The 19,691-nt window shown below is 65.8% G+C and carries 14 protein-coding genes and 4 tRNA genes; 4 read left to right on the forward strand and 14 right to left on the reverse strand.

What is annotated here, in order from left to right; translation table 11 throughout:
* Positions 1–3: 3 nt before the first annotated feature.
* From DB354_RS07380 to DB354_RS07410, 7 genes are all read right to left on the reverse strand, one after another.
* Positions 4–660 carry an energy transducer TonB gene (locus tag DB354_RS07380; RefSeq protein WP_107834810.1) on the reverse strand — a complete coding sequence of 219 codons (657 nt, stop codon included), beginning with the start codon at positions 658–660 and terminating at the stop codon, positions 4–6.
* A 12-nt stretch (positions 661–672) separates the two neighbouring features.
* On the reverse strand, positions 673–1,119 hold the full coding sequence (locus tag DB354_RS07385) for a biopolymer transporter ExbD (RefSeq protein WP_107834811.1): 447 nt from the start codon (positions 1,117–1,119) through the stop codon (positions 673–675).
* Between the two features lie 45 nt (positions 1,120–1,164).
* On the reverse strand, positions 1,165–1,590 hold the full coding sequence (locus DB354_RS07390) for a biopolymer transporter ExbD (RefSeq protein WP_107834812.1): 426 nt from the start codon (positions 1,588–1,590) through the stop codon (positions 1,165–1,167).
* 81 nt (positions 1,591–1,671) lie between these two features.
* Positions 1,672–2,343: a MotA/TolQ/ExbB proton channel family protein gene (locus DB354_RS07395; RefSeq protein WP_107834813.1), complete on the reverse strand. Its 672-nt coding sequence runs from the start codon at positions 2,341–2,343 to the stop codon at positions 1,672–1,674.
* 417 nt (positions 2,344–2,760) lie between these two features.
* Positions 2,761–2,834: transfer RNA gene (locus DB354_RS07400), tRNA-Gln, on the reverse strand.
* Positions 2,835–2,914: 80 nt separating this feature from the next.
* Positions 2,915–2,989, reverse strand: a tRNA-Thr gene (locus DB354_RS07405).
* Between the two features lie 178 nt (positions 2,990–3,167).
* Positions 3,168–3,242: transfer RNA gene (locus tag DB354_RS07410), tRNA-Lys, on the reverse strand.
* Between the two features lie 274 nt (positions 3,243–3,516).
* On the opposite strand from DB354_RS07410, the gene pabB reads away from it, so the two are divergent.
* The 3 genes from pabB to DB354_RS07425 all read left to right on the forward strand — a co-directional run bounded on the left by pabB (position 3,517) and on the right by DB354_RS07425 (position 8,114).
* Positions 3,517–4,920 carry an aminodeoxychorismate synthase component I gene (gene pabB / locus DB354_RS07415; RefSeq protein WP_107834814.1) on the forward strand — a complete coding sequence of 468 codons (1,404 nt, stop codon included), beginning with the start codon at positions 3,517–3,519 and terminating at the stop codon, positions 4,918–4,920.
* On the forward strand, positions 4,917–5,732 hold the full coding sequence (locus DB354_RS07420) for an aminotransferase class IV (RefSeq protein ID WP_107834815.1): 816 nt from the start codon (positions 4,917–4,919) through the stop codon (positions 5,730–5,732). Before pabB ends, DB354_RS07420 begins: the two co-directional genes overlap by 4 nt.
* 132 nt (positions 5,733–5,864) lie before the next feature.
* On the forward strand, positions 5,865–8,114 hold the full coding sequence (locus tag DB354_RS07425; protein ID WP_107834816.1) for a glycoside hydrolase family 3 N-terminal domain-containing protein: 2,250 nt from the start codon (positions 5,865–5,867) through the stop codon (positions 8,112–8,114).
* A 6-nt stretch (positions 8,115–8,120) separates the two neighbouring features.
* Here the strand turns inward: DB354_RS07425 and DB354_RS07430 are convergent, their stop codons facing one another.
* From DB354_RS07430 to DB354_RS07455, 6 genes are all read right to left on the reverse strand, one after another.
* Positions 8,121–8,765 (reverse strand): response regulator transcription factor, encoded by a 645-nt coding sequence (locus tag DB354_RS07430; protein ID WP_107834817.1) that lies wholly within the window; start codon positions 8,763–8,765, stop codon positions 8,121–8,123.
* Positions 8,762–10,948 carry a histidine kinase gene (locus tag DB354_RS07435; RefSeq protein WP_107834818.1) on the reverse strand — a complete coding sequence of 729 codons (2,187 nt, stop codon included), beginning with the start codon at positions 10,946–10,948 and terminating at the stop codon, positions 8,762–8,764. Before DB354_RS07435 ends, DB354_RS07430 begins: the two co-directional genes overlap by 4 nt.
* Positions 10,949–11,048: 100 nt before the next feature.
* Positions 11,049–12,464 carry a glycoside hydrolase family 30 protein gene (locus DB354_RS07440; protein WP_107834819.1) on the reverse strand — a complete coding sequence of 472 codons (1,416 nt, stop codon included), beginning with the start codon at positions 12,462–12,464 and terminating at the stop codon, positions 11,049–11,051.
* Positions 12,461–13,537: a DUF1501 domain-containing protein gene (locus DB354_RS07445; protein ID WP_107834820.1), complete on the reverse strand. Its 1,077-nt coding sequence runs from the start codon at positions 13,535–13,537 to the stop codon at positions 12,461–12,463. Before DB354_RS07445 ends, DB354_RS07440 begins: the two co-directional genes overlap by 4 nt.
* A 3-nt stretch (positions 13,538–13,540) precedes the next feature.
* On the reverse strand, positions 13,541–14,908 hold the full coding sequence (locus DB354_RS07450; RefSeq protein WP_107835024.1) for a GH1 family beta-glucosidase: 1,368 nt from the start codon (positions 14,906–14,908) through the stop codon (positions 13,541–13,543).
* A gap of 21 nt (positions 14,909–14,929) precedes the next feature.
* Positions 14,930–17,986 (reverse strand): TonB-dependent receptor, encoded by a 3,057-nt coding sequence (locus DB354_RS07455; protein ID WP_158277417.1) that lies wholly within the window; start codon positions 17,984–17,986, stop codon positions 14,930–14,932.
* A 474-nt stretch (positions 17,987–18,460) separates the two neighbouring features.
* Here DB354_RS07455 and DB354_RS07460 point away from each other — a divergent pair.
* Positions 18,461–18,537 (forward strand) — tRNA-Pro (locus DB354_RS07460).
* 209 nt (positions 18,538–18,746) lie between these two features.
* Here the strand turns inward: DB354_RS07460 and DB354_RS07465 are convergent.
* Positions 18,747–19,601, reverse strand: a complete 855-nt coding sequence (locus tag DB354_RS07465; RefSeq protein WP_233256579.1) for an MBL fold metallo-hydrolase — start codon at positions 19,599–19,601, stop codon at positions 18,747–18,749.
* Positions 19,602–19,691 lie beyond the last annotated feature (90 nt).

Here is a 19,691-nt window from a genome sequence, read left to right on the forward strand (position 1 = left end):
CGGTTACTCGTCGTTAAGAGTGAAGACAATCGGCACCTGCATGTGGGTGTTCACGTTACGGCCACCCTTGCGGCCGGGCTTGAACTTCCACTTGCTGACCGCCTGAACGGCCGGAGCCTCAAATTCGCGCTGCGTCGACTTGACCGCATACGCGTTCTGCACCTCGCCGTTGGCGTCGACGATGAAGTCGACCGTCACCTCGCCGGTGACGCCGGCGCGGCGCATTTCAAACGGGTACTGCGGCGGCGTGCGGACGCGCGCCACGGGTTGCTGGTCGAGGCTGGCGAGATCGAACACCTTCATGCCACGGAACTGCGACATGTCGCGGTTCTCGGGAATGGCGACAATGCCCGTGGCCGGCTTAACATTCTCCGGGGGCGGCGGCTGGATGCGCTGCACGAACGAAGTGTCAGTCACGACCTGCGGAACATCCGTCTGCATCGGCGGAGCAAAGTCCATCGGCTTGACCGGCTCGTCGCTGGTTTCGACGACTTCGGGTTCCTCAGGCTCGATCGGAGGCATTTCCACCACCTGAATGACCGGGCGCTCCTCCACTTTCTTTTGTTCCACCTTCTTCTCCGGAATCAGACGTTCACCAAAGAACGCTCCGCCGTGAATTAGCGCAGAAACGATAAAACCAATGATTAGATCGCGACGCATTGCGAGCGGTGGTTATTTGCCCGTGGGGCTGGTGACGGTTTCGACCGACACTTGGTCGATCCTGGCCTTCCGGACCTCGTCCAACACCTGGACGACCGGACCGAACTTTGCCCGATTGTCACCGCGGACGAGCACGCGGGGCGCGCTCTCACGGTTTCGGACATTCTCGAGACGAGGCGCGAGCTCACTGGCAGAAACCAGTTCCGGTGCACCCCGGGCGCCAACCTTCCAGTAGTAAGTGCCGGAATCCGACACCTGGATGTTGATCGTCGTCTCGTCGATCTTGCCGCTGACTTCGGCGCTGGCCTTCGGGAGCGTCACGGGAACGGACGCGATCTTGTCGAGTGACAGCGTAAAGAGAACGAATGTGGCGAGGAGGAAGAAGATGACGTCGATCAGAGGGATGATCTCGATACGCGCCTTTTTTCTGCCTTCTTGCGCCTTGGGACTTCCAGCCATGGTGAGAGAGGAGGTTGAGTTTGGACTGCGCCTTGGGCGGGCGGCCTATTTGGCCTGACGGACTTTCGTCTCGATCAGGACCTTTTCGAAACCGGCTTTGCGGGCCTCGTCGAAGACGTAGACTGCCGCGTTGAACGAGGCGTTCTCGTCACCGTTGATGAGAATGCGGCCGTCCGGATTCGAGGTGTGAAAGACCTGCAGCCGACGCAGGAATTCGTCCAGATTTACGAACTCCGTGTCCCAAGCGAGGGTGCCCTGCTCGGTGACAGAAATCGTGTGCGTTCCTTCGGTGGCCCGGGGTTCCCCCGTGAAAACCTGCGGCAGGGTAACCCGGATGCCTTGCGTCTTGTTCAGTGACAACGTGAACAAAACGAACGTAGCGAGGAGGAAGAAGATGACGTCGATCAGAGGAATGATCTCGATGCGCGCCTTCTTCGGCCTGCCGCTAACTTGAGCGGTTGATCCAGCCATGATATTAGAGAGCTCGGAGGAGTTGAGAGCCTGAGGGTATACGGTCGGTGAGCGGTTTTCTTAGGCCGCTCACCGCGAAGGTCAGCGAGCAGCGCTCTCCGACTTCTTCATCAGCAGCTCAAGGGCGTGCGAAACGTCGGCCACTTCCTGCTTCGCAACCTCAGCGCGAGCGTTCACGTAATTGAAGGGGAACAGGCCCGCGATGGCGATGGCCAGACCGCACATGGTGGCGATCAGCGCCTCGGCGACACCACCGGTGATCTGACCGGCCGCAGCGCCGATATCACCCGTGAGGGAGCCGAAGGTGCGCATCATGCCCGTGACCGTGCCGAGGAGGCCGAGGTACGGAGCCGCCGTGATGCAGGTATCAAGCGTAGCCATGCCCTGCTGGAAGCGGGCGAGCTCGTGACCAGACGCGCGCACGAACGCGGTCGACATGGAGCTGTCGCGGTTCATGAGGCTGTACACCACGATCTTGGCGAGGAAGTCCTTGCTCTTCTTGCCGATGGCCAGAGCGGCTTCGACATCACCGCGCTCGACGTTCTCGAGCATCTTTTCGACGACCTCGGGTTCACGGGTCGCATTCTCGCGCATGATGAAGATCAGACGCTCGATCACGACGGTGATCATCACAAAGGAGAGCAACAGAATCGGCCACATGATCTGCTTACCGGCGAGGAACAGATCCATGAACGACATATCGCTGCCGTCGGGATTTCTCAGCAAAAACGCGATGACTACGTTGTTAATCATAGGAGGAACTTGAGTTGTTGGTCTTGTCTGCGAGTTAAGAAAGTCTGGTGTCCGCGTTCACCGTCACTGACAGCGAATTGCCCCCATTGAGCGATGGGAACGATCACGGTACCGGAAAACGGGTGGTAACCTCTCCGCACCTTGTGCCGTCTTCTGCGCAAACCTTGGCGAACATTGGAGTTCGGCCGGGCGGCTGAGGACAGAATTATTCAGCATAGTGCTGCGGTGATTTTGGGGACGGGAAACTGAGCAAAACGCGAACTACGGTCCATGCGAAGTTGAGTGTCAACCTACTTTGTCCTCTGGGAAACTGCGTAGCTGCGTTGCACAACTTCGGTTGCGCACCTTGCGACGCGCGTACCGTCCATCGCCCGATGCATTCTCGGGAAAATCGCGACCGTACTTTCGGTCAAAAGATGGCTGCCCGACTAGGACTCGAACCTAGACAAAACGAGTCAGAGTCGTTTGTGCTACCATTACACCATCGGGCAGAAATTGAACCACTGGGACGCCGCACATGGAGGTGTACGACGCCCGCGGAAAGGGCTGGGTTCCTTTACGGGAGCAAGGCTGGAGCCGGCGACTGGATTCGAACCCGCAACCGCCTGTTTACAAAACAGGTGCTCTACCGTTGAGCTACGCCGGCAAAGTCGGAGTGACATCACCAAGCTGGACTGGGAAATAACACGTTGCGCGCGGGGAGAAGGACGCTCTTCGCCGGGGCTATCGAGTGCGGTCACCTACACGCAAACCAAGCTGGATCAAAAAACAACTTCGCCTCTGAAGGTCTGTCCACCACCTCGAACCGGCGAAGCGGCGCTAGATGGTGGCTCCCCGGGGACTCGAACCCCGAACCTACTGATTAAGAGTCAGCTGCTCTACCATTGAGCTAGGAAGCCAAGGACAAGAAAGGGTGAAAAAACTCGGGAACGCCTGCCTGATGTCAACTGCGATTTCGCACCCAGCGCATTGAAATTCTGGAAAACCTTATTCCAGCGACGACATCGCTCATCTCACCACGGCAGACAGCGCTGGACCTCGGCCGTTTGCGCGCGATCTATCACCGCGGTCTGGACGCCCCCACCCTCGCGCCCCGCTCCGGCTCGACGACTCGGCTTCGTCAGCGCACCAGCGAACACTTGACCCTTCTCCCGGTTCGATCAGCACCGGCGCGTGGCGTCCCACCCCCACACCCGCCCAGGTCCCCCCCTTGCTCCCACGGATGCGTTTTTGCGCCTGGCGCGCCGCCGCGGCGTGGCGTGGCTGGACAGCAGCCTTCCCCGCGCCGGTGACGGACGTCACTCGATCTTGTGCGCAGAGCCGCGGTGGACCTTTCGTTCCTACGGCCCCCGCTGGGAGATCAGCTATGCAGACGGGCATCTCGAGCGCGGCGACCGCGACGCGATCGCCGAACTCGATCGACGGCTAGCCCAACGAAGAATCCCAATCTCTGCCGATGGGCCGGCCCTGCCTTTCTACGGCGGCGCCATCGGCTGGCTCAGCTACGACTTAGGACGCCAGTTTGAGCGGCTCGGTTCCGGCCCGATCGAGGACGTCCACCTGCCCGATCTCCACCTCGCCTGGTACGATGCCGCTGCAGTCTGGGATCACGCCGCCCAACAACTCACTCTCGTGAGCATTGAGGGTGAACGTCCTGCCGAAGCCGCCGTGGCGGAACTCGCACGCTGGCTTAATGAGCCGGCCCCGTCCTCCACCCTACCCGCCACCGCCCCGCCACCGTGCATCGCGCAGGCGAACTTCACCCGCGACACCTACGAGACTGGCGTCCGCACCGTGCGCCAACGGATCGCTCAGGGAGAATTCTACCAGCTCAACCTCGTCCAGCGGTTCCGTTGTTCCCCCCAGGAGCTCCCCGCGACCACGTACCTTCGTCTCCGCGCTGCCAACCCCGCCCCCTTTGCCGCGTACCTCAGTGCGGAAGACATCTGCATTCTGAGCAGTTCACCCGAGCGCTTCCTCGAGGTGGAGCCCGATGGCCGCGTCCGCACCTGCCCGATCAAGGGCACCCGCCGGCGCGGCGCATCGCCCGCCGACGACGCCTCGCTCCGTGCTGAACTCCTCGCGAGTCCAAAGGAGCGCGCGGAACTGCTCATGATCGTCGACCTCCTGCGCAACGACCTCGGACGCGTCTGCACCGCCGGCAGCATTGAAGTGCCCCGACTGCATTCACTCGAAAGCTTCGCCACCGTCCACCACCTCGTCGGCGAGGTCCGCGGCCAGCTTCGGCCCGAGGTCACCCCGGGCTCCCTGTTGCGGGCTGTATTTCCCGGAGGTTCGATCACCGGCGCACCCAAAGTCAGCGCGATGCGCGCCATCGACCAACTGGAGCCAACCCGGCGCGGCATCGGCATGGGCTCGATCGGTTACTTCAGCGCCCACGGCCGGATCGATCTCTCGATCGCCATCCGCACCATTATCTCCCACTCGGGCGTCGCCGATATCCCGGTCGGCGCCGGCATTGTCTGGGACTCGGATCCGTCGTCAGAGTACGAGGAAACCCTTGCCAAGGCCCGGGCCCAGTTCGCCGCCCTGGGAGTCACCGCGATCATCCCATGAACCTGATCACCAATGGCCAGCTTCGTCCCGCCGCCGACGGCCTGACCGCACTGCCGACCGGCGCACCCGGCGTCTTCGAAACCCTCGCCCTCGTTCACCGCACGCCGCTGCTTTGGGACGAACACTGGGCCCGTTTCAGCGCTGGTTGCCGCTGGTTTGGATTCGCGGCTCCCTTCACCGCAGAAGCAGCCCGGGACTACATGCTCGCCCTCGCCACCCATAACAACTGCCCCACCGGCGTGCTTCGTTACGCCGCCTGGAGGGAGTCCTCCGGTAGCGTTGCCTGGCAGATTGAGGTCGGCCCGCCTCGCCCGCACCAGGGCAAGGCTGCCTTCCGCGTCCGCACCGGCCCGACGCTGCCGCGGCCCACCGCCGACCAGGCGATGAAACACCTGAATCGCTCTCCCTGGCTCGGTGCCCTCCAGGCCGCCCGCGCCGCCGGGTGCGACGAGACCCTTCTGCTCGATGACCAGGGCCGCCTGGTCGAGGGTGCCGTCTCCAACGTCTTGCTTGTCGCCGGACGAACCCTCCGCACCCCGCCGCTCTCGTCCGGCGCGCTCCCGGGCATCATGCGCGCCCAGGTGCTCGCGTTCGCCAGCCAACTCGGCTGGTCGATCACGGAGGCAGACTGCCGCCCCGCCGACGCCCACGCCGCCGACGAGATATGGCTGACCAACGCACTGGTCGGCATCCGCCCGGTCTCGGCCTACGACGATACCGCCCTGCCTGAGCCCCGGCCCATCCTCGACGCATTTCGTCGCGCGTGGATCCCCGCTTACGGCTGGGACCCCGTGCTTATCGTTCCGGGCTGACCCGCCGCCGCCCAACGCCCGATCGCCGTCCGGCCAAATCCGATTATCGGAGTCCCCGGCCCTTGCCTCCTGTCGGAGGCGCGTCCAATCACTCTCCTCCTGCTTTCGATCACTCCTCCCCCCTCCGCCGTCATGTTTGCCGCGTCACGCCTCACCACCGCCTTTCTCGCCCTCGTTTTGGCCGCCGCTGCTTCAGCTGCGACTTCGCCAACCGCTCAGGATGCCCGCGTCCGTGAACTCCTCGCCCGGATGTCGCTCGAGGAGAAGATCGGTCAGCTCAATCAATACTCCTCCCGTGAACTTAAGACCGGCCCCGGCTCCGATGAGGATCTCGTCGCCATGGTCACGCGCGGCCAGATCGGCAGCCTCCTCAACGTCATCGGGGCGGAAGAAACGCGCAAGTGGCAGAAGCTCGCGGTCGAGTCCTCTCGGCACCACATCCCGCTGCTCTTCGGCCTCGACGTTATCCACGGCTACCGGACCGTCTTTCCCATCCCGCTCGCCACCGCCGCGTCCTGGGACCTGGCCTTGATCGAGCGCGCCGAGCGCATCGCCGCCACCGAAACCGCGGCCGCCGGCGTGCATTGGACGTTTGCTCCCATGGTCGACATCTCCCGCGATCCGCGCTGGGGCCGCATGTCCGAGGGCCCGGGCGAGGACCCGTACCTTGCCGCCGCCATCGCCCGCGCCCGCGTGCACGGTTTTCAGGGCGATGACCTCGCCGCCGTCGACACCGTGCTCGCGTGCGTAAAGCACTTCGCCGCTTACGGCGCCGCCCAGGCCGGACGTGACTACTTCACCACCGATGTCACGGAGCGCGTGCTGCGCGACGTGTACCTGCCGCCCTTCCGCGCGGCCGTCGACGCCGGCGTCGGCACCGTCATGGCGGCCTTCAACGACCTCGACGGCACTCCCGCCTCGGCCAATGCCTTCCTGCTCGACCGCGTCCTCCGCCGAGAATGGGGCTTCCGCGGCTTCGTGGTCTCCGACTGGGCCAGCATCCGTGAGATGCTCGAGCACGGCAACGTCGCCAATCTCCATGAGGCCGGACTCAAGGCCTTCGCCGCCGGGCTCGACATGGACATGGAGAGCAATGCCTACCGCGACACCCTTGCCGCCGACGTCAAATCCGGCGTGATCGCCCCGGCCCGCCTCGACGCCGCCGTCACCGCCATCCTCACCGCCAAGGCGCGCCTTGGCCTGCTCGACGATCCTTTCCGCTATAGCGATGAGTCCCGCGAAAAGGCCACTCTCCTCAAGCCCGAGTTTCTCGCCGCCGCCCGCGAAGCGGCCTGTCGCTCCTGCGTCTTGCTCAAGAACGAGCACGGCATCCTGCCGCTGGCGACAGGTAACATCACCGTCGGGCTGGTTGGTCCCCTGGCCGATGCACCGTACGACCAGATGGGCGCCTGGCACGGGCGAGGCCGCAAGGAGGACAGCATCACGCTCCTGCGCGCGCTCGAACAACTCCTGCCGCCGGAACGCCTGAAATTCGCCGCCGGGTGCGCCGCCAACGATCTTGAGACCGCCGGGATCGTGGCCGCCCGCCGCGTCGCCGAGGAGTCTGACGTCGTGATCGTCGCCGTCGGCGAAGGCGCCGACCAGAGCGGCGAAGCCACCAGCCGCGCCTCGCTCGATCTCTCCGGTCCTCAACTCGAGCTCCTCCGCGAAGTTCACGCCGCCGGCAAACCGATCGTCCTCGTCCTCCTGACCGGACGCCCACTCATGATCGAAGCCGTCGAACCGCTCGTCGACGCCATCCTCGTCGCCTGGCACCCCGGCACGATGGGCGGCCCTGCCATCACTGATGTCCTGACCGGGGCCTACAATCCTTCCGGTCGGCTGCCGGTCACGTGGCCCCGCTCCGTTGGCCAGATTCCGATTTTCCACGCGCAGAAGAACTCGGGACGTCCGCAGCCGAAGTCGGCCAGCGACCGGTACTACTCCCACTACATCGATTCGCCGAACACGCCCCTTTACCCGTTTGGTTTCGGGCTGAGCTACACGCACTTCGAGTACGATCAGCTGCGGCTCAGCGCGCCCCGCATTCAGCCTGATGCCGCCCTCAGCGTGACCGTGCGCGTGCGTAACGCCGGCGCGCGTGCCGGCGAGGACGTCGTGCAACTCTACCTCCGTGACCACGTCGGCTCGGTCACGCGTCCCGTGCGGGAGCTGAAGGGGTTTCGGAAGATCTCCCTCGCCGCCGGCGAAGCGCAGGACGTGAGTTTCACGCTTACGCCCGCCGAGCTCGCCTTCTGGCGCGCCGACATGACCTTCGGCGTCGAGCCGGGAACCTTCAGCGTATTCGTCGGCGCCAATGCGATGGCACCACTCACCGCCTCGTTCGAGGTCGAGCCAGCCGTCCGCGCCGCTAGCCGCTGAGGCCCCTCAGAGCCGCAGGATCCCCCGCTGCAGTGCGAGCGTGACCGCCTGGGTGCGGTCCGCCACGCGGAGCTTGGCCAGGATGCTTTTCAGGTGATCCTTCGCCGTGTGCTCACTGATGTGGAGCGCGTCCGCGAGTTCCTTATTGGAAAGCCCCTTGGCCACTTCCCGCAGCACATCGAGTTCACGCGTCGTCAGCTCCTCGAAGAGCTGCCGTGACTTCAAGCGGGTCGCGACGTTCTGCGGAATCCAGCGCCGTCCCGCCGCGACCGCCCGAATCGCGGGAATGAGTTCCTCCCCGGTCGCGCTCTTCAGCACATAGCCGTTGGCGCCCGCCGCGAGGGCGTTGTGGATCTCCTCGTCGCCATCAAAGGCGCTCAACATCAGGATGCGGGCCCGTTCCGACACGCGTCTGATCTCCGCCGTCGCCTCCGGGCCAGACTTTCCCGGCATGCGCAGGTCCATCAGCACGAGATCCGGCTGCAGTTCACGGAAGAGCGCGATCGCCCGGTCACCGTCGTCCGCCTCGCCCACGACGCGCAGGTCCGGCTCGGTGTTCACGAGCGCGACGAGCCCGATCCGCACGACAAAGTGATCGTCCACCACGAGCACGCGCAGCGGCTCCTCCGCCGTACCGGGCAGCGCGCTCATACCGTGCCCTCCGGCTTGTCCGCCTCCTGGCCGAGCGGAATCGACACACTCACCGTCGTGCCCTCGCCCGGCGCGCCCACGACCGCGAAGCGACCGCCCAGGCGCTTGCTGCGCTCCGCCATGCCCAGCATCCCGAAGCGCGAACCGGACTTGGCCGCCAGCTTCTCCGGCACCAGCCCGGTGCCGTTGTCACGGACCGCCAAGGTCACGGTCTCGTCGGTGAACCCGAGGCGGATCGTGGCCAGCGTGGCGCCCGAGTGCTTCACCACGTTGGTGAGCGCCTCCTGGCCAATGCGCAGGAGATTCTCCTCGACGATCTCCGGCAGCGGTCGCACCGGGCCGTCCGTTTCCAGCTCCACCCGCAACGGCGTGCCTTCGGCCACTTGCCGGGCCGCGTGGAGCAGCGCCTTCGCGATATCGAACTCCTCCAGCTCGCGCGACCGCAGGTCCCAGATCGAACGACGCAGCTCGAGCTGACTCTGCTTCATGAAACCGCGCGCCAGATCGAGGTGCTTTTCGGCCTCTGGCGGTGCTCGGGACAGCAGCTTGGCCGCCGTTTCGAGCTGCAGGGAGATGCCCGTGAGCGCCTGCTCGAGCGTGTCGTGCAGGTCCCGCGCGAGGCGCGTGCGCTCCGCCAACGTTGCCTTGAATTCCACCTCCGCCGCTCGGCGCGCACTCATCTCCACCTGCAACTCGCGGGTCCGCTCCTTGACCCGCTCCTCCAACTGGTCGTGGGCCTGCTGCAGCTCGCGCTGCGCGCGTTCCCGCTCCGCCACCAGAAAACTCAGCATCGTGTTCTTCTTCGAGACGGTCACGGACCAGCCGATTCCCGCCAGCGCCACGACCAGCAACGCCCCCACCAGCACTGCCAGCCGCGTGGTCGTGAACCAACTCGGCGTCTGCAGCACCTGCATGTCTTCGGGCGTCCGCTGGATTAGGGAAAGCGTGCGCAGCTGCCCATCGTCGCCAGTCTCCGTCGCCGCCACGCCCGTGGCCGCGACCATGCTGCCCAGCGGGATCTCCGCCAGCCGGTTGTTGTCGGGCTCGTGCTCGCATTCGACGGTGAAGGTGAGGTCGGCGTTCTGCACGGTGCAGAGGGTGCGCATGCCCGAAAACCCGCCCAGGTCGCGCCGCACCGGCCGCACCGTCCGCCCCACCAGTCGACCTCGCAGCGCCACGAGTTCGTTCGCATGAAAACCGTCGCGCAGTTCCGCAAACGTCACCTCCCGCGGGGTCACCGCCGCCGGCGTCACGTCCGTGCGGCGGCACCGCGCGTCCTCGAGCACGGGACGGAAGCCGGCAATGTTGAGGAAGCCGGTCGCTTCGATCGTATCGCCCGGCCGCAGCCGGATGCTCTGCACGGTCTGCACGTGCAGGCCGCCCGTGCTGTCCTGGATGTAGAGTTCGAGTCCGGGCCGGAACAACGTGACGACGCCGCGCACATGGATGCGGCCGCCGCGGTTCAGATCCGGGCGATAGCGCGCGATTTCGCCCAGCGGCAGCACCGGTTCGCCAAAGGGCGAGCGAGCCTCGCGGTCGAGCATGACGAAATCCTCCGCCCGCGGGACATACACATTGACCGAGGTGAGCTGTCGAAGCCGCGCGTTGTAGGATGCCGCCGCCGTGCCCCGCACCTTCACCGTGCCACCGACGAGCGACTCCGGATTGAGCTGCGGCGGCAGTTTGGGAAAGACGTGCACGCGCCGTCCGCTCACCGCCACATCCACCGCCAGCTTGCGCGAGGGCACGTAATACACCGAGCGCACCGTGCCGGTGAACTCCACGCGTTGCCCGTCTTCCACGCCGGCCATCAGGCGTTCGATCGTCGTGGCCCGCGGCGGCGGCAGCTCGTCCTGCCCGTGCGTGGTCCAACCCGTCGCCAGCACGATCGGGGCAAAGGCGCCGCGGCTCGTCGTGCCCCGCAGCGAAACCTTTTCCCCAATCTGCGGTTGCCGGTCCGGTCCCACCACGAATACGCCGCCACTCTTGTCCTGCACGAAAAACTTTCCTTCCCAGTCGGGCTCCGCCGCCGTCACCACCCCGGAGAGTGTCACCGGGAGGTGCGTCGCCGCGATGTCACTGGGCAGGGCCAGGATTTCCGCCGCGGCCGTCAACGGCCCTTCGTCCGCGCGGGCAGGCAGGACGGCCAGCAGCAGGATGACGATCCCGACTAAGCGAAGCAATGGAGCGCGCTGGAACAAGGGGGGGAAGGGCGGTGACGTTACGGCCCGGACGTTTGATTCCAAGTCTTTCGCCAGGCAGCCACCGCCATTCGCGGGCGGACTACCGCAGCTTCAGCGTCATGATCGAGTGCGCCGGACTCGTCGTGGCCGCCTCGCGTCCGCTCACCCAGACGCGGAAAGCCTGGGCACGGTCGCTCCCATTCATCACCACCACGGCAAGCGTACCGTCCTGGTTCCGAAACGCCGTCGTCGCGAGGCTGTCGGCCGTCGACGAGCTGACGATCCGCGCGGCGCCGGGCCGGACGAACTTCGAGAAATGCCCGAGATAGTGGAACGAGTTGGTATAGATCAGCTCGCCCGTCGCGGTGTCGGCATGCACGGGCGCGTAGCAGAAGTTGCCGACGTGATTTGGTCCGCCGCGCTCATCGAGCAGGATGTTCCAATCCGTCCATCCTTCCGCGCCGTTGTTGAAGTCCTCGATCATCGCACGGCCGTACTTTTCCCCGAGGGTCCAGTCGCCAAGCTTCGCCCGGTCGTACGGATAATTGCAGGCCTCCGTGAAGAGGAGATGTGTTTTCGGATACGCCTCGCGGACCAGGCGGGTGTTGGCATGGCCGTCGTCGGTGTACCAGTGGAAGCCCACGCCCCAGACGTACTTCGCCGCCGCGGGGTCATCCAGGATCACCTGCGCGCGTTGATACATCCAGGTGCGATTGTGATCCCAAACGATGATCTTCGTGTCTCCGAGTCCGCTGCGCGCAAGCGTCGGACCAAGGTGATCGCGCACGAAGTCGCGCTCCTCCTCCGGGGAAAACAGGCAGGATTCCCACTTCTGCACCGCCATCGGCTCGTTCTGCACGGTAAGCCCCCAGATCGGGACACCCGCCTTCGCATAGGCCTTCACAAACTCGGCCATGTAGCGGGCCCACACGTCGCGGTGCTCGGCCTTGAGGTGGCCGCCGCGGAGCATGTTGCCGTTGTCCTTCATCCAGCCCGGCGGGCTCCAGGGGCTCGCGAACAACGTCAGCTTTCCTTTCGCCGCCGCCAGCGCGGCCCTGATCAGCGGCAACCGCGCCCGTTCATCCGGGGCGATCGAGAAGCTCTTCAGCGAAGCGTCTCCCTCCGTGACATAGGTGTAACTCGAACTGGAGAAGTCGCAGCTGTGGATACTCGTCCGCCCCAGCGTGTAGCCGATACCAGCCTCAGGGTCGTAATATGCACGAATCAACTCCGCGCGCTTCGTTTCGGGCAGCTTCGCCCAGGTGTCGGCCGCCGCATCGGTCAAGGCGCCACCGATTCCGATGATCGTTTGGAACGACTTCGCCGCATCGACGTAGATCAGTGCCTCCTTCTCGGTGATCGGAGTCACGGGGACGAGCGACTGCGCGGGCGCGGCTCTCAAGCGCTGCCCCGTATCGCGCGCCGTGACGAAAATCTCCACGCGATCGACCGCGTGGAGCGGCAGGACGCTACTAGCCAGGACAGCGCAGACGGTAAGGGACGAACGGAATCTCATGGGGTAAGGAGGGGGTCGGACATGAGCCTGATGGAATCCGCGCCCGAGAGCACGGCTGGAATTGGCACGCTCAGCCAGTCACGCAGGACGGACGCGTAAACGGCACGATAGTCGCGGTCGGCGCGGCCATCCGGCGGCGCGGCCAAGGTCATGGTCGGAGGCACCCGGCGGCCAGTGAGTCGCGTCCCGGCCAGCATGACCAGCGCACCGCGGCCGTGCTCCGTGCCGCCCTGCGCGTTCTCCGCGGCCGTGCGCCCAAACTCACTGAAGACGACCGTCAACACCCGATCCGCGACCACGCGCCGCTGGATCCGCCGCTGAAAGTCCGCCAGTGCGCCGGCGAACTCGGCCAGCGGACGGGCCCCCGTCTCCCTTTGCGCGAAGTGGGTGTCGAACCCACCTCCGGCCAGGAACACTAGTTCCACGCCGTCGGTGGTTCCGACGCATTCTGCCGCCTCCGCCAGCAAACGGGGCAAGGGGCCTCCCGCGGTGTCCAGCGGCACACTCACCTCGCGGCCGCGGCCCGGCGCGCCGGCGTCAGGCGAGCGTACAAACACCCGCGGCTCGGCACGCGTTCCCCGCCAGCAGCTCACCGGCACCCCGGCGTGCTCGAGTTGCTGGGCGGTTCGGCCGAGCCAGCCCGACGCCAGGCGCTGTTCCGGCGAGGCGGGCGCGGTCTGCCAGATCTCCGTCGCCCGAAAATGCGTCGGGCAGGTCGCCCCCCACCCCACCGCGGGACAAAACAACAGCAGGCCGTCATCCCACAACCGCCCCAACGGGGCACAGGTCCGGTTCAAGGCCACCGCATCGTCCAAGCGCGTCACTTCACCCCGCCCCAGGGCGAGCGTGGGGCGCAATCGCGCGTACTCGGAGGAGCCATACGGCACCAGCACGTCAAAGGCATCGAGGCCGCCGGCGAGCTGGATCAGCACGAGGGAACAGCGGCCATTGGGCGCGCGGCCGTCCGCGGCTCGCGCCCAGGGCGATCCGCCCGGCAGCGCACTGATGGCCAGTGTGGCCCCGAGGCCGTGGATAAAGCTCCGGCGCGTCAGTGGATGAGTCAGGGGCGTCATCGGCTAGACCAGGGCATTCTGGCGGCACACCCGGCTGAACCAGGCGGCGCTCGCCTTGGGTGTCCGCACCTGCGTGGCGAAGTCGTTGTGCACGATGCCGAACCGCCGGCCATTGCCGTCGGCCCACTCAAAATTGTCGAGGAACGACCAGACAAAGTAGCCGTCCACCGGCACCCCGTCGTCACTGGCCCGCTTCAGTTCCCGCAGGCATGCGCGCAGGTACTCGAGCCGGTGCAGGTCGAAGAGTTCACCGTTCACCGGCGGCGTCTCGTCGTACCCCGCGCCGTTTTCGAGGATGTACAGATGCTCCACGCCGAAGACGCGCGCGGCCAGCCGCGGTCCCCAGTACAGCGCGCGCGCATTCAGCTTCAGCCACGGGCTGTCGGCGACGGGATAGTGCACGGGATACGCCAGCGCCTCCGGCCGGCCATCGGGGCCGCGGCGCACGCATTGCCCGGAGTAGAGGTTGAGCCCAAGAAAATCCGTGGGCTGGGTGATCAACTCGAGGTCGGTGGGCGCCATCTGCGGCAGCCATCCGCTGGTGAAATCGAGATACGTCCGGCCATAGGTGCCGCGATAGATCGGCTCGAGCACCCGGCAGCTCTGGGCGGCGAACAGCGCTTCCGCCGCCGCAATGTCGGCGGCCTCCTCGACCAGCGGAATCGGCACGCTGCTGTTATCACAAAGCCCGACGACCGCGCCCGCCCCGCCGTGCTCCCGGACCGCGCGCACCCCATGGCCGTGGCCCACGAGCGCGTGGTGCACCGCCTGGTTGACCAACTCGGCCTTTTCCTTGCGCCCCGGCGCATGGCGGCCGATCGCGTATCCGTTGTCCACGAACACGCGGATCTCGTTCAGCGTGATCCAGTGCTTCACGCGATCGCCATAGCTGCGCACGATCAGGTCGGCATAGTCGGCGAACGCGTCCGCCACGAGCCGCTCCGGCCAGCCGCCGCGCGCCTCGAGGGCCTGCGGCAGGTCCCAGTGAAACATCGTTACCCAGGGCGTGATGCCCCGCTCGAGCAGGGCATCGATCACCCGGTGGTAGTGATCCACCCCGGCCCGGTTCACCCGCCCGTCGCCGTCCGGCATCAAGCGCGGCCACGCCAGCGACAGCCGATGATGCCGCACCCCCAGTTGCGCCATGAGGTCGAAGTCGGCCCGGTAGCGGTGATAGTGGTCGCACGCCACCGCCGGGGTGTCGCCCCGCGCGACCGCCCCCGGCCGGCGGGCGAACCCGTCCCAGACCGACGCCGACTTGCCGTCCGCGTCCGCCGCGCCCTCGACCTGCGGCGCCGCCGTCGCCACCCCCCAGACAAAGCCGGGGGGAAACGGGGCCGGGGTGGGAGCTCGACTGAGGACGGCAGGCATCGCGAACACCGGGTCGGGGCGTCAGAACGTGCCGCGCAGGCCGAACGTCCAGTTCGTGCCGTAATTTTCGAGTCGATACAGCACATCCGGATTGCCGGCGCTGCGTTCGAAGATGCGGTGCGGTTCCTCGAGGATGTTGCGGCCCTGGAAATAGAAGCTGAGCCCCTCGCGGATGCGGAAGCCGCCGCTGAGGTCGTACTTCACGTTCGAAACGAGATAGCGGTTGCTCGTGCCCTGGAACCAGGGGGAGTTGTCGCGCCAGACGCCGTTGAGCGCGATGTTGAACCGGCCGTAGCGATAACTCAGCCCGCCCTTCACGGAGTTCGGCACCGTGCCATAGGTGCGACGGCTGGCCTTGGTGCGCGTGAAGGACAGGTTGAGCGCCGTGCCCTGGAAGGCGCGGGGCAGGAAGGTGAACTGCTGGAGGTACGAGACCTCCAGCGAGCGGAAGATCGTGGGCGTGTCGGCGTTCGTGAAACTCTGAAACTCGAAGCCCTCGTAAGCCGGATCGGTGTTGCCGTACTCCTCGGCGGTCAGGCGGCGCCCGACCTGCTGGTTCACCAGCTTGTTGTACGAGCCGATCACCTGGAGATTGCTGCTGCCGCTCCGCCCGAAGAAGTAGCTCATCGAGGCAACGACCTTCTCCGATCGCTCGGGCAGCAGGTTCGGGTTGGGCGTCGTGACGACCTCGTTGGTGTCATCCACCTGGCGGGTGCCGGCGATCCACTGCAGCGGCGGGCGCTTGATCGCTTTGCCCCAGCCGATGTCGGCGAGCAGATTGGAGGCGAACGCGTATTTGGCGGTCATGCTCGGGAAGTAGTTGTGATACCTGCCCTCGCGCGCCACGCGCGGCGCGTTCGCATACTTGTAGTCCATGCCGGCCCACGTGGTTGGATTCCCCGAAGCGTCAACGGGGTATCCGGCCGCCACGATCTCGCTGCGCGAGCGCGGCATCAGGTCCTTCGACTCGATCCGGGTTTCCTCGAAGCGGACGCCGCCCTGCAGGCGGAGCTTGTTGATGCGGCTGTTGGCCATGAGGTACGCCGCCGGAATCGTCTCCCGCACGTCGAAGGTCGGGCTGTTCGTGTAGCGGCCCTGCTCGTACTGCGCGGTGGTGATGATGCCCTCGCTCTCTCCCCGGACGAAATACTCGGGATGCGAGCGGAAGAGTTCGCCGAGCATGTCGCGATTCGGGAACGCCGGCGCGCCGCCGCCGCCGATCGAGGTGAACGTCGCGCCCACCTGGTTGCCCGCGCCATAGAGCCGGAAATCGCTCGGGAACTGCGCGAAAGTGCCCGTCGCGCCGCCACCGGGCCCGGCGTAGCGCCAGACATCATAGGCATTGGAGCTGCTCGTGATGCGGTGACTCGCGGTCATCTTGCCGCCCACCCGCAGGAAGGTTGGAAACCGCGTTGGCAGATTGTAGCGCGCGTTCAACTGGCCCTGCGTGAGGTCATTGTCGTCCTTGCGGTTATCGTCGGAGATGCGCGGATTCACGTAGCTCGCCAGGTCGGCCCAGTCCGCCCCACCCGTCTGGGTGAAATGCCAGTCGGCGTCTCCCCCGCCAGACCGTGCCGCCGAAAACTGGATATTCTGGAGGTTGTTCACCAGCGTGTTGCCCGCAGTGCCCCGCACGAGGTTGTCGTAATCGTTGTGCGCGCTGGAGTACGAGAAGGCGCCGTCCAGCTGGATGTTCCCACGCCGGTACTCGAACCGCGGGCTGATCGTCGTGGTGTGGCTGAGCTTGATGCCGTTGCCGCCTCCCATCACGACCTGCCGGGACGTCGCGCCGCTCGTGGTCATGGTGCCGAACGCGAGCACCCCGTCGCCGCCGACGTTCTGGCGGCCGGTGGCCGCGCCGGTGTTGTTGGCCGAAGCCTGCATCGTCACCTGCCGGTTGTAGAAGCGCGCATCGTAGCCGTTGTAGATCACGCTCAGCGAGAGCGTCAGGAACTCGGTCGCGCGGAAGTCCGCGGTCAGCGAACTGGTGAACCGCTTCGTCCACTTTGGTCCGTCCTTCAGGAGGATCTGGGTCAGGACCTGCGGCCGGGGGTCCGCCGCCGTCGGCGTCCGGTTGTAGGTGTGGTCCACCCGGTACTGCTCGTTGTAGAGATTCGACTCGCTGATCCCAACGAGGATGCCGAGCCGGTTGTTCAGGAACACGTCGGAGTAGTTCAGGCTGTAGTTGGGCCGGAACTTTCGGCCGTAGCTGTCGCTCGGGCCGACGGTGCGCTTGAGCGTGAATTCCTCCGTGTTCAGCACGGTGCTCAGGTTCCAGCCGATACGGCGTCCCTTGAGGTCGAATGCCCGGCGGGTCTTGAGGTCGATGTTGCCCGCCGGGGCGTTGGCATCCATCGCCGGGCTCGTGACCCGGTTCACGTCGATCGAGTCGATGCTGTTGATCGAAACCTGCTCAAAACCGAAGGAGCGGTTCGACGTGCCCGCAGCGGAGTTTTCGAACGCGGTGTACTGCGTAAAGGCATCGGCGCTTGCCACGCCCATCCCGTCCATCGTGACGCTCGCATACTCCGAGCCCATGCCGCCGAGGCGCGGACCGCGCGTGTCGGCCTCGACGTACTCCAGCTCGACGCCCGGCAGGTACTTCAGAAACTCGCCCACATTACCTTCCGTGACGTCGCCAAAGGCGTCCGAGGAGATCGACTGGCTCATCGTCATCGACTCCTTCTGCCGCTGCAGCGCCTTGGCGTTGCCCTCGCGCTCGCTGTTCACGACGAACGCCTCGAGCTTCAGCACGGACTCCTTGCTCGCGGCTGCCGCGGGGTCGGCCGCCGGCACGAGCTCAAGATCCCGCGTGGCCGTGCCGCCCGGGGCGAGGGTCACCACCGCCTGACTCTGCGGGTAGCCGACATAGCTCACGGAAACGGTGACGGCGCCGGCTGGCACCTGCGAAAGCTGGTAATAGCCGCCCGCCTCGGTGATGGCCGTGAGCGCGGTGCCCTGGACGCGCACTTCTGCGTCGCGGACATACTCCTTGGTGACGGGGTTGTACACGCGGCCGACGATCGTGCCGGTGGTCTGCTGGGCCTGCGCCGCGCTGGCAGCACCGAGCAGAGTCATGGCGGCAAGCACGCCACGACAACAAGGCGCACAGGTCAGCCGCGTGACCAACAACGAACAGGATAAGCGGAGCGTGTGCAGACACGCGTACAGGGAGACGGATGGGGTCATGGCAAGTCAGCCGGGATTACTGGAGGTTTGCGGTGCAGCGTGGAGACCAGCCGACGCCTTTGGCGCTCGGAGGCCCCAATGCCGAGGAGGGGTGCTAACGCTGGAAACCCTACGGGAACGTCGTTTCGCCAACATCCCTCTTTCGAGGGACGAGCCCGGGGTTTGCCATGTGGGATGAGTTCATCGGGAGCTCCGCTCGAGGAGCGGCCAAATTCCCCCGAAAATTCTCCTTGCTCGCGGCCGGCAATCGAACCATCCATGAACCTTCCCGCCGGCCTCCGGTGGGAAAGTTCTTTGGCTCGTGTCTTCCACAACGACGTTCACGTCGCCGTGGTCCACGACGGAGAGCCTGCAAGATAATGTCGGGGCGTAGCTTAGCCTGGTAGAGCGCTACGTTCGGGACGTAGAGGTCGTGAGTTCGAATCTCACCGCCCCGACCATCTTTACCGCCGCATCGGATCTGAAGTCCGATGTTTTTTTGTGTCCGAAGATCTCGACCAACGCTCCGCCAACGGTCGCCCCGATGCGGGGACATCCCCGACAGCGCCCGTGGTCTGGACGCCAATACGTGCGGGCAGATCCCCTTCCAAGGATCTCGAAGCGGCGGCGGCCGCGCCCCGGGGCGTAGGCCCGGGCGACCTCCGACCCACTAGACGAAGAAGGGATTGAACCGACGCTCGTTCTCGACCGTCGTGAGCGGCCCGTGCCCGGGGGCGACAACGGTGTTGCCAAGGCACACCGTGAGCATGCGCTGCAGATTCGCCTGCAACTGGTCGCCGGAATAAAACGCACGTCCCACCGAGCCGGCAAAGATCAGGTCGCCGGAAATCAGGAGAGAGCCGCCGGACCGCGCCGCTGGTGCGCGGACCACATAGCAGTTGTGCGCCGCGGTGTGTCCCGGCGTCGAATACGCCGTCACTTCGAGCGCACCGAAAGCTCGGCGCTCTCCCTCCCCCATTGGCCGGCCGCAGGGCGCCACCGCTCCGCCCGGCACGAGCGCGTGTTCCGGAGCGACGCCAAACCGCGCCACCACCTCACAGAGTCCGCCGGCATGCTCCGCCTCCACATGCGTCAGGAACACGGCGTCAACCTGGCGAATCGTTCCCGGCCAGACCGCATCGAGCGCGTCCATCCCCGCGCCCGTGTCGAAGAGCAGGGCGCGATTCGAACCGCATTCGCTCACCAAGTACGCGTTCGCCACGCCGATGCCGTGCGGCATGCGCAGCGGCCACACGCAGAACGGCAAGCCGCCGATTTCGGGTTGCGGATACTTGCCCAGCCCGAGGGCGCACAGCCCCACCTCGTTCAGCTTCAGCACGCCGGCGATGCGACGAAGCTCATCGCAGGTCAGCTCGGACCGGTAATCGACCGCATCCAGGATTCGCGCCACCGCCACCCCCGTCGCCTCCGCCAATGCCTCCTCGGTGAGTCCGGCGCGACGCATGCCCTTTTCGAGCACGTCACCCAGCTCGTCTTCGAGCGGCAATGGAGAGGTCCGGATCACGGCGGCGAGTATCACGCAGGCAAAGGGGGCGCACAAGGCGGGTTTGGCGCGCTCCCACTTTCCTTTTGTTTTTTCCGGGCCATTCCCCAG

This window comes from Opitutus sp. ER46 (assembly GCF_003054705.1).
Lineage (GTDB): Bacteria > Verrucomicrobiota > Verrucomicrobiia > Opitutales > Opitutaceae > ER46.